The sequence below is a fragment of the Bacillus sp. RO2 genome (assembly GCF_012911845.1).
Taxonomy (GTDB): Bacteria; Bacillota; Bacilli; order Bacillales; family Bacillaceae_I; genus Sutcliffiella_A.
In genome coordinates this window covers 1-14,707 of sequence record NZ_JAAXCU010000053.1, presented here as the reverse complement: position 1 = coordinate 14,707, position 14,707 = coordinate 1, and the positions used below count along the sequence as shown (strand labels likewise).

The following is a 14,707-nucleotide window of genomic DNA, read 5'->3' as shown; positions in this document are numbered from 1 at the left end:
GTCCCCTTAAGTGACTAAACTGTCACTTTGGAAGTCACCTTATAGTCATCTTAGGCAGATATATTAAAGATACATTTAACATATGGAGGCGAATGCGATGAGCATTTTACAAATAGAAAATCTGTCTAAGGTATATGGAAAGGGAGATACGGCGGTCAAGGCATTGGATGATGTATCATTTTCGGTGAAAAAGGGAGAATTTGTGGCGATCATCGGTCCATCCGGATCTGGTAAATCTACGTTGCTTCACTTACTGGGTGGTGTGGACAGACCGTCAAGCGGCAAGGTGCTTGTAGATAATACGGATATCTACCAATTGAATGAAACACAGCTGGCGATATTCAGACGCAGGCAAATCGGATTGATCTATCAGTTTTATAATCTAATCCCGATTTTGACTGTAGAAGAGAACATGACACTCCCATTACTATTGGATGAACACAAAGTAGACCAGAAACAATTCAGTAATATTGCATCCATCCTTGGATTGGACCATCGTCTGAATCACTTACCCAATCAACTTTCCGGCGGACAGCAGCAGCGTGTATCTATCGGAAGGGCGCTTATCAGCAATCCGGCGATCATTTTGGCGGATGAGCCGACGGGTAACTTGGATAGCAAAAATAGCGGCGAGATTATGGAGCTTTTGAAAATGTTTAATAAAACCTATAATCAGACCCTTATCGTCATTACCCACGATGAAAGGATTGCCCTGCAGGCTGATCGTGTCATCGAAATCAATGATGGGAAAGTTGCCAAGGACGAGGTGATCCGTCCATGAACATCATCAATAAGCTGACAATTAGGCATCTGAAGAAAAATAAGAGAAGGACGTTGGTGACCATTATTGGCGTCATCATTTCTGTTGCGATGGTGATGGCTGTTTCGACGCTAGGGGTCTCTTTTCTAGATCTATTGAAAAGGCAAACCATCGCAGATAACGGAGAGTGGCATGTTCAGTATAAAAACGTCACCAGTGATCAAATAAAAGCTATCAAAGAAGATGAGAATACGGAAAAATTGATTCTTTCCAGCGATATGGGGTATGCAATGTTGGAAGGGGATGAGGTAAGGAATAAGCCTTATCTCTTTTTTAAAGGATACAATCAAGAAGGTTTGGAACAATTTCCAATAAAATTAAAGAGTGGACGCCTGCCTGAAGCGGCAAATGAAGTAGTCGTGTCTGATCATATTGCGAAAGACACAGGGATTAACTATGAAATAGGCGCTGAAATGAACGTTGAAATTGGCAATAGAATACTGGAAGGTGAGCCGGATGCTTTGCTTCAGAACGATACGGTTCAAAGGGATGAAGAGGGATATCTTGAAAACTTAGAATTCCACTCATCAGAAACTTTCACTGTTGTAGGAACAATTGAAAGGCCTTCTTGGGAGGACCCCTGGGCACCCGGATATACGGTGATCAATTATATTGATCAGGAAAATCTGAATCAAGCGGTACATGTTGATGCCGTTGTGGTGGTAAAGGATTTAACCCGATCCATCTTTAAACAAGCACAACAATTAGCACAACAAAATGATATAGGCGGGGTAGGCTTCAATGAAGAACTCCTCCGATATTATGGAATCTCAGATAACGATAATCTCCATACGACCATGTATTCTTTGGCAGGTATCATTATTGCTGTCATTGTAATTGGCTCGGTATCTCTGATATATAATGCTTTTGCAATTAGCGTATCAGAACGGGCAAGGCATTTGGGTATGCTTTCAAGTGTTGGGGCAACCAAGAAACAAAAGCGTAATTCGGTCTTCTTTGAAGGGGCCGTCATTGGGTTAATCAGTATTCCCATCGGTGTCTTAGCCGGGATTGGTGGGATAGCAATTACTTTTATGTTCATCAACACCTATATAGCTGGTGCATTGGGAACAAGTGTAAAGCTTGAAGTAGTTGTCACGCCGGCTTCTGTTCTGGTTGCGTGCTTGATTTCAAGTACCACCATTTTCATTTCCACTTACCTGCCTGCCCGTAAAGCATCCAAAGTTTCGGCCATTGATGCAATCCGTCAGACACAGGATATAAAGTTAACGGGCAAAGCGGTCAAGACATCCAAGCTGGTCAGAAAAATATTCGGCTTGGAAGCGGAAATAGGACTGAAAAATGTAAAAAGGAATAAAAAAAGGTATTATGCCACATTGTTTTCACTCGTTATCAGCATCGTTCTCTTTTTATCCGTATCGTTCTTTACAGAGAATTTGAGCAGATCGGTGGAAATGTCACAGGAAAACATCGACTTTGATATTTTAGTTTCAGATAGTAGCGGAGAGATTACCGGTTTGGAGTCGTTGGTAGACTTAGAAGGTGTTACGGAACATAATCTCCATAAGTCCGTCCAGCTGACGTCCTTAATAGATGAAGAGAAGTTTCCTCCATTATTAGCAGAACGTATAGAAAAGGAGCATTGGGCACTACAAGACGAAAAATACCCATATTACATCAATTTATATGGCATTAGTGAAAGTAGTTTTCAAAAGTATGCAGAGAGGGTTGGAACAGATCCTGCAGATTATCAGGACCCTAATAATCCGAAGGCTATCATTATCCATACGATCGCTTATCAGGATTACGAAGCGTCTAAGTTTGTTGAAACAGAATCGATCCAAGCAAAGCCAGGTGATAAACTAGAGCTACTATTTACCGACTATGATACAAACGAAAACACTACTCTTTCGAATTTGGAAATCGGTGCACTCACAGACGAACTCTTAATGGGAGTCAAAACTGCAAGTCTTGGCGGTTTAGATGTCATTGTCCCCATGGAAACGTTCGATAGTATCGTTAAAAAGGGTGCGGCTAATCAAGTCCAATCCTATCTGTATTTGAATAGCAGTGATCCGATGGAGATGCAAGAAACGTTGGAGGAAGTCGTCCCTTCGTCGATGTATATCTATAACGCCGTACAAAGTAGAGAGCGTGATCAACAAATGATCATGTTCCTATCGGTATTCACCTATGGATTCATCGCCTTGATTTCCTTGATCTCCATCGCCAATATCTTTAATACCATTTCTACCGGAATCTCTTTGCGAAAAAGGGAATTTGCGATGCTAAAGTCTGTCGGAATGACCCCGAAAGGCTTTAACAAAATGATTAATTACGAAAGCATCTTTTATGGAGTCAATTCCCTATTGATTGGTTTACCGATCAGTATAGGTGTTATGTATTTATTGCATCGCTCCGTAAATGTAACCTTTGAATATGGTTTTAGCCTGCCGTGGCTGGATATCCTGTTTGTGATTGCTGCCATTTTCGTAATCGTCAGCTCTGCGATGCTATATTCCATCTCTAAAATTAGAAAAGAAAACATTATTGATGGTTTGAAACAAGAGAATATATGAGAAATTAAATAGGATAACGAAAATAAGATCAAAAGGTGATGCGCATGTGGCATCACCTTTTATTTTTGGAAACTTTTTCTTAGTTAGTGCGTAAGTCTATATGGATAAAAGCTTATTAATGATAGGAGGAGTATATATGACACATGAGCATATTAAAGAACTAAAGATTCTTAACGCAGCACTAATAATAGGTGGTTTGGTGTTAATGTTTCTAAGCGTTACCTTTGGTACGGCGATAGGGGATTCGTGGTTGGATGGCGTTGGTGGCATGGCTGATACAAGTAATTATGAAAGAATCGTTGACACTCAAACCAACAATTTCGTCATTATAGGGAGTATCCTTTTTGGGGCAGGAGTACTGACTTCGCTAGGCACATACTATTTATCTGCACGGTACATAAAATTAGCGGATGGTGAAAAAGAAGAATAAGAAAAGCTTATAGGCATTCATAAAATAACAGTTATTTCTATTATCACCACCTTTGGATAAGATGAAATTATAAACAAAAGGAGGGGTTATCTTGTCATTTGTTATCAACAAAATCGATCATGTCCAGCTCGCCATGCCGAAGGGGATGGAGGATGAAGCACGTAAATTTTATGATGATATTTTAGGCTTGGAAGAAGTGGAAAAGCCAGAGCCGCTTAGAGATAGAGGTGGGGTGTGGTTTTCTAGAGGGGCTGTTCATCTTCATTTAGGGGTGGAGGAGCTTTTTGTTCCTGCCAAGAAAGCACATCCTGCATTTGAAGTGCACCAAATAGAAGAATTTAAAAGGTATTTGAGCTCACAGGCAGTGGAGTACAAGGTGGACGAGAATCTCCCTGGTGCGAATAGAATTTATGTAAGTGATCCTTTTGGAAACAGGCTGGAGTTTTTGGAATGGGTTTGAGTACTAGGTACAAAGACAAAGGGGAATTATTCAGTGAATCAAGTTAAATTCACTAAATTCCACTTATTTCCATATTAACTCGTGGAAATTGTGTGTTAGGAGAAGTGCTGTGGGCCGGGGAACATGTCCCCGTAGCCCTCACCCCCGCAACCACTTCACCACTTCAATCCTGGTCCCCTGCTCCATCACGGAATCTATCAAAAATTCATCCATCATTCTTTTTACTCCAGGTAAGCCGGCGCCTAGGCTGGCGGAGGTGGAGTAGCCGTCTTCCATGGCTTTGCCGATGCTGGTTATTCCGGGTCCATTATCTATTACAATGACGCTTAATCCGGGGGTGTACTTATATATCACTTCGATGGATACGGTGCCGGATCCGGCGTACTTAACCACATTTCGTGCGAGTTCTGAGATGGCGGTGGTGATACGTACTTGATCAATATAGTTAAAGCCCATACTGGTCGCTATTTCTCGTCCAAACTTTCTTACTGATATGATATCTTTGTCGTCTTTGATAGTGAATTGGTGTTTAATTTTCATCATTTCATCCCTCCAGGGGTCAAGCAATTTTCCATAAGCGGAGAGGTAAGCTGTTAACAAAAAAAGCCAAAGAGAGGGCAGGTGGGTACTGCCTTCTCTTTGGCTTATGTCTAGTTCCATGCCTAGATCATTACTGCCGATTATGTTTTTTGCGGTGCTAAGATGAACACGATGATGCTTTTGTCTAAGGCAAAATCCCAGTTGACGAATATTTCTGTGATATCCTTTTGCAACAGCTGTTGGAAGGATGTTTTTGCTTGAAAAAGTAGCTTTTTTTCCAATTTACGTTTTGCAAGAGTCAATGCTTCTTCAAACCCTAGTTCAATAAGCTGTTGCTCTATTTGAACGAGGATGCCTTCCCGAATAACAATGAGCGTACGGTCGTTCAACATATGGGAATATGTAATGTCCGGATGTTTCTCTGCTTCGGCGCTGATTTTGGTAATGATGGTTTCCACTTCACGTCGATTTGGATAGTTGTATTCAAAGAACTTCTCTGCTTTTCCTTCGACTCCGACTAAAAGGCCAGATCCGTTCTCGAAAGCCCAATCATAATAAAACTCTTTTATCGGTAATCCCGTGACGGAATGAATCATTTCTTTTATTTTCTCGTTTAATTTACGCATCATTTTATCTCGAATTTCTTCTACCGTCATCGTGTGATTGTCTTCTAGTAGCATATTTTCTATAGGAGATAGAAAATGGCGTAAATAGATGATGACATAAGGTGATGCGATGGTTACAAAAACAGCCTCGGGTCCTTTTCCGAAGTGTTTCCTGAGTAACCTTCCTATTTCACTCGATAGTTCGGATTGCTGCACTTTCACTTCCATTGTCTCATCCCTTTAAGAACAAGGAGTTTGGCCCTGTGCTCTGTGAAGATTTTAAGGGATGCATGATTAAAAAAGTTTAACCCTTTTGATATAGGGGTAAATGTTTAAGTTGGTTACACCCTCTTATAGTCTAAAATTCTACACGGAATCCGAAATTCCTTCTTTATGATTCGATATTCTTTGCTACTTTTTCCCTGAGAGCGATTAGTACCATTCGTTCTCCTTAATTTGTTATTCTATAAATAGGGAAAATTGAAACTATTTACATGGGTAATGAAGGGTTTTTCTGACAGAAAAGCGAATATAGTGTAGGTTAGGTATCAAATTGTTGTCGATTTATATATAAATATAGAATCTAGGGGGTACGGATTTTGGAAACTACACCATTACAAGTAAAACGAATATTGGACAATATTGGCAATGTCATGATTGGGAAAGAACATGTAGCGGAATTAAGTATTGTTGCTTTGCTTGCGGGAGGGCATGTGCTTCTTGAGGATGTACCTGGAGTTGGGAAAACATTGATGGTGCGCTCTCTTGCCAAATCAGTCGGGGCAAATTTCAAACGTATCCAGTTCACACCTGACCTTTTGCCATCAGATGTAACAGGAAGCTCCATTTATAACCCAAAAGAATTGAAATTCGAATTCAGACCTGGCCCGATTATGGGGAACATTGTCCTTGCGGATGAAATTAACCGAACTTCTCCCAAAACACAAGCGGCTTTGTTAGAGGGAATGGAAGAGGGAAGTGTCACAGTGGATGGGAACACCCTGTCATTAGGAAACCCGTTTTTTGTAATGGCGACACAGAATCCAATTGAATATGAAGGTACGTATCCATTGCCAGAGGCACAACTTGACCGCTTTTTATTCAAAATGAATATGGGCTATCCATCGCCTCAGGAAGAAGTGAATATTTTACATACAACAGAAAAGAAACAACCGATCAATGAGTTGCAATCGGTTATTACATTGGAAGAACTTCAAGAAATGCAGAAACAAGTAAAAGAAGTGCATGTGGATGTGACGGTAAAAGAATATATCGTTGACTTGGTCAATCGTACTCGTACTCACCAGTCCGTCTATTTAGGCGCAAGTCCACGTGGTTCGGTGGCATTGATGAAAGCGGCTCAAGCGTATGCTTTTATTCATGGCAGAGATTATGTGCTTCCGGATGACATTCAATATTTGGCTCCATATGTGTTGCCGCATCGAATTATCCTAAAATCAGAGGCGAAGTTTGAGGGGATGACAGCGGAGCAAGTGGTGAAAAAGGTGATTGACCGCACGCCAATTCCCGTTCAAAGGTCGTTGAGCAGATAATGAAGGCATTTCTTCAGAAAGTTAAAAAAATCTGGAAATTGGTTTCTTTTCTTATGTTGGTCGTCATCACCTTTGTTTATGCCATGTTCCAAGGCGGGTTTGTCAGCTGGTTTTTATTCGTCAGCTTCTTGCCTTTTGCCTTGTATGCTTTTTTAATATTAGTGTATCCACTCAAGGATTTTGAAGTATCAAGAACAATTAATCAGGAAAAATACCGTGCTGGAGATAGGTTTATAGGGACTATAACGCTTAGAAGAACGGTGCCAGTACCGCTTGCGTTTCTTTTAGTAGAAGAAGTTCTTCCAAATGACCTATTATTCTGTCAGCAAACAAAGCAGGCAAAGCGGATTCTTTTTCCTTGGTTTAAAAGCACCATCACCATTCAATATGCGTTAGACCGTGTTCCGCGCGGAGAGCATACATTGACTGGAATCCGTTTGGTGACAGGTGATTTCCTAGGCTTGATTGAAAAAGAGAGAATAATAGAAGTGGATCAGCACTTTTTGGTGTATCCAAGCTATGCAGAAATGACGTATAGACAACACGAAAATAAGTTTGATCAAGGGTCCACGTCATCTAAAATGAAAATGGTTCGTGATACATCTATGACGGTTGGTGTCAGGGAATATCAGCCAGGGGACAGATTCTCTTGGATTGATTGGAAAGCGACGGCGCGTCGTAACGATATTATGACAAAGGAATTTGAACAACAGCAATCACATGATGTTATGTTGTTTATTGATCGTTCCCAGAGCGCCTCGTTTGAAAGTGCGGTCAGCTACAGTGCTGCCATGACCAAAGCTATCCTCAAGTATGGATCTCAGGTTGGCCTTGTATCGGTTGGGGAAGATCGATCGGTGTATTCGTTGCGAAGCGGGGAAGAACAGTTTGCAGGGATTTATTATCACCTTGCGAAAATCCAACCGAACAGCAAAAGGGATTTCTCCAAAGTGATTGAAATGGAAATCGGTAAATTCCAGCCAACCGTTACGTTTATTTTTATCACAGGCAAACTTAACAGGGGCATGGTAGAAAGTCTTGAAAAACTCTCTACTAGACACCTGCATCTAGAAGTCCATCTTACAAAGGATGAAGGAGTACGTTTGACGAAAGAAGAACTTTCCTACATGGATCTATTGAAGCGGAGAAATATTTTGATTAAGACCGTCTATCCGACTAAGCCGAAAAGTCCCATCATAAGTGAGGTGAGTTAGTGATGGCAAAATCCAATCCCTATCAGCGAAATGGTTATGCCTTACTCATGCATGTATTCGGATTTGTTTTGTTACTTGAATGGATCCTGCCGCTAAAGGATGTAACAGATACCGCAAACTTATATGTGTTCGTTGTGTTCCTTCTAATATCTTTCTCGCTTTCCTTTTTGCAAATACTCCCACTTCTGAGCTTTTTCGTTCATTTCGGGTTTATGTTTTATTTTATTCATATCCTCTATATGGATGGCAGGTTTCTGAGTAAGGACTGGTTTGCATACCTTTTGAATGATTTGAAATATAATGTGAATGTTATTTGGGCTCAAGATTGGGTTGCGATGACAGGGATGTTCAGGAGTATCTTGCTGTTTATCCTGCTTTGGCTTGTAAGTTATCTTGTAATCTACTGGATCTTGTACCGAAAACAAATGTTGTTATTTGTTATATTCACCATCACCTACGTTGCCATTCTTGATACCTTTACACCGTATCAAGGGAATGAAGCGATTATGCGGTTGATTGTGGTTGGACTATCCATTGTTGGGTTTGTCCATTTAGAGAGATTGAAAGAGCGGGAAGGGGTGTATAGAAGTGGAAAACTTCTAATTGGATGGGGAGTTCCCTTGATTATCTTTATTCTCCTTTCCGCTACAGCCGGTTACTTCTCGCCTAAAGCTGCACCTATTTGGCCAGATCCTGTGCCTTTTTTAAAGGGAATTGGAAATGGAGACGGTCCCGGAACAGGTGGAGGTGTGCGGAAAATCGGATATGGGGAAAATGATTCTCGCCTTGGTGGCCCGTTTGTTCCGGATGATAGCGTCGTTTTCCAAGCAGAACTGACGCGCACTCACTATTGGCGAGTGGAAACAAAAGACATCTATACAGGGAAAGGCTGGGATTCGACAGAGGGAGAACGAGCAGAACTGTATAGAGGACGTAATGATCAGGTTTCTTGGATGAGTAATGAGGTTCCGACGGATGCGTATTCTGCCACATTAACGATGGAAAAAACCTATCCTCATATCAACTATCCACTTGGATTAAAAGAAATTCAAGTCGAAGAAGAGGGGATTAATTTTAGCCTAAACGACAGTACGGAAAAGATTCGTACATTAGATGAAGATGGAGATCCAATTGAATTAGAAAAATATCGAGTGAACTATTCGTTTCCCAGGTATTATATAGAAGCTTTAAAAGGAGCTCAGCCTGGAACAGGTGAAGAAAGCAATGAGGAGTTTGTGGAACGTTATACTCAGTTGCCTGACACGTTGCCAGACAGGGTGGTCGAACTTGCGGAAGAAATAACCGGGTCGTTCACTTCTCGGTTTGATAAGGTTAATGCGGTAGAAAGATATTTTCGAAACAACGACTTTGTTTATGAAACAACAGATGTTGCCGTCCCTTCAGGAGATCAAGACTATGTGGATCAATTCCTATTTGAAACGATGCAGGGATATTGCGACAACTTCTCGACTTCGATGGTTGCCCTATTGCGTGCTGTCGACATTCCGGCAAGATGGGTAAAGGGATACACGCAAGGTGAGTTTGTCGATGTGACAGATAATAACACCAGGCTTTTTGAAGTAACAAACAACAACGCCCACTCTTGGGTGGAAGTCTACTATCCGGAAGTCGGCTGGGTAACTTATGAACCAACAAGCGGATTTTCTAATCCTTATAGCTTTGTGTATCAGTCTGTAGAAGAAAATACAGGGGAAACAACGGGGGAAGACGATACTATTGAACAACCGGAACAACCGGAAACAGATCGAAGTAATATTCCTGAGTTAGATCCAGGGGAAGATGAAGAGGCTGCTGGAGCGTCTGGTTCTAATGATGGAACGTGGAATTTTACAGATATCTCTTGGAAGCCGGCAGCACTTTTTGTGGCATCGTTAATTGCTGCAGGTGCCGTGTTGTTTTTCGGCCGAAACAAATGGATTCCTTATTACTATATCTTGCGCTATAAAGGGAAAAGGGATGAGGGTACTTTTAATAAAGCATATCCTGCCTTGTTAAGACAGTTGCATTCTATCGGTCTCACGCGCAAAGAAGGTCAGACACTTCGCGAATATGCCAAGTATATTGATGACTATTACAGCACTGGAGATATGCAATCCCTCACTGCTCGTTACGAACGTGTCCTTTACCGCGGCGATTCGTCTGAGCATGAATGGGAGAAATCGGTGGAATTATGGGAAAATTTAATTAAAAAGACATCATCTTGACCTAGTAGAAACACACTGATAGAATAAGGTCAAATTAATACAACTATAAATTTTATTGGCTTCATATATCCTCGATAATATGGTTCGAGAGTCTCTACCGGGTTGCCGTCAACTACCCGACTATGAAGGCAGTTCTATTCCTGGTAGGGCGAATTATATCAAAATATAAGTTCCCCTCTAGCAAACTAGAATTCTGCCTTCTTATGTAAATATGAGGGGAAGATTCTAGTTTTTTTGTGTTTTAAAGGGTAATTCAACATGATATGTGATAGTTTATCCACCTGTAGATTCGAGTGCAAGGTGTGAGACTCCTTAGGGAGATAGTGGTAGGTTGAGACCCCGCAGGCGAAGCCGAGGAGGCTACAGCACCACCCTTAGGAAAGCGAACACCTGGAACGGAAATCTACAGGAGTTAAACAGATTGCCCTTTTGAAAACGAAAGGCATATCTTTCCTTTTATAGGTCAAAATAAACGAAAAGATATGCTCCGAAAAATAATAAACTTATGAGGTGAATTCGGGTGGAAGGTATCCAAGAAATGGTCGTCGTCCTTGACTTCGGCAGTCAATATAACCAACTAATCACACGTCGTATCCGTGAGTTCGGTGTCTATAGCGAACTACATCCACATACGATTACAGCAGAAGAAATCAAAAAAATGAACCCAAAAGGAATCATCCTTTCTGGCGGACCAAACAGTGTATACGGGGAAAACTCCTTCCGTTGTGACGAAGAAATCTTTGAACTTGGCATTCCTGTTCTAGGTATTTGCTACGGCATGCAGCTAATGACGATGCACTTTGGCGGAGTAGTAGAAAAAGCAAGTCACCGTGAATACGGAAAAGCACTTGCAACTGTTTCTAACCAATCTGCGTTGTATCAAGATATTCCGGAACAGCAAGTTGTATGGATGAGTCATGGTGACCTAGTTGTTTCAGAACCGGAAGACTTCGCTGTTGACCTTACTAGCCCAGCATGTCCGATTGCCGGAATCAGTAACGAAGACAAGAAAATGTACGGTGTTCAATTCCACCCAGAGGTACGTCACTCTGTATATGGAAATGATCTTTTAAGAAACTTCGTGTACAACGTTTGTGGTTGCACAGACAGCTGGACAATTGAGAACTTCCTTGAAATCGAAATGCAAAAAATACGTGACATTGTCGGCGACAAAAAAGTACTTTGCGCACTAAGCGGCGGAGTAGACTCTTCGGTTGTAGCTGTGTTGATTCACAAAGCAATCGGTGACCAATTGACTTGTATTTTTGTAGACCACGGTCTATTACGTAAAAACGAAGCGGACGCTGTAATGAAGACGTTTAGTGAAGGCTTCAACATGAACGTAATTAAAGTAGATGCAAAAGATCGTTTCCTTAACAAGCTAAAAGGTGTTTCTGATCCTGAGCAAAAACGTAAAATCATCGGTAACGAATTTATCTATGTGTTTGATGATGAAGCTTCTAAATTAGAGGGCATCGACTATCTTGCACAAGGTACGCTTTACACAGATATCATCGAGAGTGGTACGGCAACTGCACAAACCATCAAATCTCACCACAATGTGGGCGGACTTCCAGAAGACATGCAGTTCCAACTGATAGAGCCATTGAACACATTGTTCAAAGATGAGGTTCGTGCACTAGGAACAGAACTAGGTATTCCGGACGAAATCGTTTGGCGTCAGCCATTCCCAGGTCCGGGTCTTGGAATCCGCGTTCTTGGTGAAATCTCTGATGAGAAACTGGAAATTGTTCGCGAATCCGATCATATCCTACGTGAAGAAATCAAAAAAGCAGGCCTAGACCGTGACATCTGGCAATACTTCACGGTACTTCCAGACATACGCAGTGTCGGAGTGATGGGAGATCAACGTACGTACGATTACACAATCGGTATCCGTGCTGTAACATCTATCGATGGAATGACGTCCGATTGGGCGCGTATCCCTTGGGATGTACTAGAAGTAATCTCCACACGTATTGTCAACGAGGTAGATCACATCAACCGCGTTGTGTATGACATTACAAGTAAGCCACCTGCAACAATTGAGTGGGAATAATAAGTGTAAAAGCCGACCGGGATCGCCTGGTCGGCTTTTCTTTTTAGATTAAAAACGAACATTGGTAAAAATTATTTGTCGAATGTTCGTTTTTTGTGTTGACGAATCTTTGTGAGCTTGGTAATATAAAAACAGAAATTATCATACTTTTATAGTTCAAAACTCGTATAAATTTGGGAATATGGCCCAAAAGTTTCTACCAGGCTACCGTAAACAGCTTGACTACGAGGTAATAGGAACTAGGTGGGGCATGTATCTGTAGTTTATTCAGATGAATGTTTTCGCTTCTTCCTATCCTCGTTAGTTAAATGTTAGCGCTCCTGGTTTATGCCAGGGGCGTTTTCTTGTTTCTTGTTTGTACGAATTATCTTGAGGAGGATTTTTGCATGAAGAATTATTTTGAGTTTGAGAAACACGGTACTAGCTACAAAACAGAATCCATTGCGGGACTAACGACATTCCTGGCAATGGCCTATATATTGGTAGTAAACCCACTAATGCTGTCTTTGGCAAGCGTAGGCGACTATCCAGAAGCGCTTCGCATGGATCAAGGTGCCATCTTTACCGCGACAGCACTATCCGCAGCAATCGGTTGCTTAATCATGGGCCTCTATGCAAAATACCCAATCGCACTTGCACCGGGTATGGGTCTTAATGCATTCTTCGCTTATTCCGTTGTACTTGGCATGGGCATCCCTTGGCAAACAGCACTAGCAGGCGTATTAGTTTCTGGTATCATCTTTATCTTTTTAACACTATTCGGTATTCGCGAAAAAATCATCAATGCTATTCCAGCAGAATTAAAATATGCAGTTGGAGCAGGTATCGGACTATTCATCACATTCATTGGATTACAAAATGCCGGCGTTATCGTCGGGGACGAAGTAGTACTTGTTGCATTAGGAGATCTAACAAACGGTAATACATTACTAGCAATCTTCGGTCTAGTAATCACAGTTATTCTTATGGTAAGAGGCATTAAAGGCGGTATCTTCTTCGGGATTGTCATTACAGCAGTAGTTGGTATGCTATTTGGCCTGATTGATACACCTTCAGCAGTTGTCGGAGCGGTTCCAAGTATCGATTCTACATTCGGTGCGGCATTCGCTAGTTTAGGAAATATCTTCACCATTCAAATGCTAGTTGTCATCCTTACATTCTTATTCGTAGATTTCTTTGACACGGCTGGTACGCTTGTAGCCGTTGCAAACCAAGCAGGTTTTATGAAAGACAACAAACTTCCGCGTGCAGGAAAAGCACTTTTTGCAGACTCTGCAGCAACAGTAGCCGGAGCGGTACTTGGAACATCCACTACCACTTCCTACATTGAATCATCTTCCGGTGTAGCAGCAGGAGGTAGAACAGGATTCGCATCTGTGATAACAGCAGGATTGTTCATATTATCACTAGTATTCTTCCCATTGCTTTCTGTCATCACTGAACCAGTAACAGCACCAGCACTAATCATTGTCGGTGTGTTGATGGTATCGGCATTAGGAAAAATTGATTGGAACAAATTTGAGATTGCAGTACCTGCATTCTTAACCGTTATTGCAATGCCATTAACATACAGCATCGCAACAGGTATTGCAGTAGGATTTATCTTCTACCCGATCACGATGATCATGAAGGGTAGAACGAAAGAAATTCATCCAATCATGTATGCATTGTTTGTCATCTTTGTTCTGTATTTTGTTTTCTTAGTTGAATAGTTTAATAGAAGAAGAGTTATGAAATCCCTGCTGAAAGATAGCAGGGATTTTTTCTGTTGTTAATGTTTGAGGAAATGTAGAGGTGGTATAGTATATATACACTCGATGAGAGGTTGATGCTTTTGCTTCTATATAAATAGAAGTAGTGGTGTTGATATTCAAGAAATTACTTTTAAACTACTAATTTAAAATTATATTAAAAAAGTAGTTGACCGTGTTAAGGTTAGCATGGTATATTATTATTCGTCGCTGCAAAACACGATTTGTTAACTCGCTGTAATGCGCGCAACAAAAACTTAAAAAAACATGTTGACGAGAAACACACAGCATGGTATAGTAATTAAGTCGCCACGGAGCGACAGAAAATGATCTTTGAAAACTAAACAAAACAACAGCGTCATAACGTCGGTTCTACGGAATACGACAAAATGATTTTAAGTAACACAAGCTAGCAAATTTTGAGCAAAAGCTCAGACTCTTTATTGGAGAGTTTGATCCTGGCTCAGGACGAACGCTGGCGGCGTGCCTAATACATGCAAGTCGAGCGGA

The 14,707-nt window shown here is 41.3% G+C and carries 11 protein-coding genes, 1 rRNA gene and 2 riboswitches; of the genes, 10 read left to right on the top strand and 2 right to left on the bottom strand.

The genetic code is table 11. The features are described from left to right. Positions 1–97: 97 nt before the first annotated feature. The 4 genes from HF078_RS17800 (at position 98) to HF078_RS17785 (ending at position 4,250) form a co-directional block, all read left to right on the top strand. Positions 98–781 carry an ABC transporter ATP-binding protein gene (locus HF078_RS17800; protein ID WP_169292359.1) on the top strand — a complete coding sequence of 228 codons (684 nt, stop codon included), beginning with the start codon at positions 98–100 and terminating at the stop codon, positions 779–781. Then, positions 778–3,360: an FtsX-like permease family protein gene (locus tag HF078_RS17795; RefSeq protein ID WP_169292358.1), complete on the top strand. Its 2,583-nt coding sequence runs from the start codon at positions 778–780 to the stop codon at positions 3,358–3,360. The genes HF078_RS17800 and HF078_RS17795 overlap by 4 nt, the downstream gene beginning before the upstream one ends. A gap of 136 nt (positions 3,361–3,496) precedes the next feature. After that, the gene (locus HF078_RS17790) at positions 3,497–3,790 is read left to right on the top strand and encodes a hypothetical protein (RefSeq protein ID WP_169292357.1); all 294 of its coding nucleotides are present in this window, start codon (positions 3,497–3,499) and stop codon (positions 3,788–3,790) included. A 91-nt stretch (positions 3,791–3,881) separates the two neighbouring features. After that, positions 3,882–4,250: a VOC family protein gene (locus tag HF078_RS17785; RefSeq protein ID WP_169292356.1), complete on the top strand. Its 369-nt coding sequence runs from the start codon at positions 3,882–3,884 to the stop codon at positions 4,248–4,250. A gap of 138 nt (positions 4,251–4,388) precedes the next feature. Here the strand turns inward: HF078_RS17785 and HF078_RS17780 are convergent, their stop codons facing one another. Next, on the bottom strand, positions 4,389–4,790 hold the full coding sequence (locus HF078_RS17780) for an anti-sigma regulatory factor (RefSeq protein WP_169292396.1): 402 nt from the start codon (positions 4,788–4,790) through the stop codon (positions 4,389–4,391). Between the two features lie 140 nt (positions 4,791–4,930). Beyond that, the gene (locus HF078_RS17775) at positions 4,931–5,623 is read right to left on the bottom strand and encodes a Na-translocating system protein MpsC family protein (protein WP_169292355.1); all 693 of its coding nucleotides are present in this window, start codon (positions 5,621–5,623) and stop codon (positions 4,931–4,933) included. A gap of 371 nt (positions 5,624–5,994) precedes the next feature. Between HF078_RS17775 and HF078_RS17770 the strand changes: the two genes are divergently transcribed. The 6 genes from HF078_RS17770 to HF078_RS17745 all read left to right on the top strand — a co-directional run. Beyond that, positions 5,995–6,948 carry an AAA family ATPase gene (locus HF078_RS17770; RefSeq protein ID WP_277350535.1) on the top strand — a complete coding sequence of 318 codons (954 nt, stop codon included), beginning with the start codon at positions 5,995–5,997 and terminating at the stop codon, positions 6,946–6,948. Next, positions 6,948–8,162, top strand: coding sequence for a DUF58 domain-containing protein (locus HF078_RS17765; RefSeq protein WP_169292354.1), 1,215 nt, complete (start codon positions 6,948–6,950; stop codon positions 8,160–8,162). Before HF078_RS17770 ends, HF078_RS17765 begins: the two co-directional genes overlap by 1 nt. 2 nt (positions 8,163–8,164) lie before the next feature. Then, on the top strand, positions 8,165–10,387 hold the full coding sequence (locus HF078_RS17760; protein WP_169292353.1) for a transglutaminase TgpA family protein: 2,223 nt from the start codon (positions 8,165–8,167) through the stop codon (positions 10,385–10,387). A 41-nt stretch (positions 10,388–10,428) separates the two neighbouring features. Then, positions 10,429–10,530, top strand: a riboswitch (purine riboswitch). 395 nt (positions 10,531–10,925) lie between these two features. Beyond that, positions 10,926–12,446 (top strand): glutamine-hydrolyzing GMP synthase, encoded by a 1,521-nt coding sequence (guaA, locus tag HF078_RS17755; protein WP_169292394.1) that lies wholly within the window; start codon positions 10,926–10,928, stop codon positions 12,444–12,446. 143 nt (positions 12,447–12,589) lie between these two features. Beyond that, positions 12,590–12,691, top strand: a riboswitch (purine riboswitch). Positions 12,692–12,832: 141 nt separating this feature from the next. Then, complete coding sequence (locus HF078_RS17750; RefSeq protein WP_169292352.1) at positions 12,833–14,158, top strand: NCS2 family permease; 1,326 nt, start codon at positions 12,833–12,835, stop codon at positions 14,156–14,158. A 479-nt stretch (positions 14,159–14,637) separates the two neighbouring features. After that, positions 14,638–14,707 (top strand): 16S ribosomal RNA (locus HF078_RS17745); the annotation flags it as partial.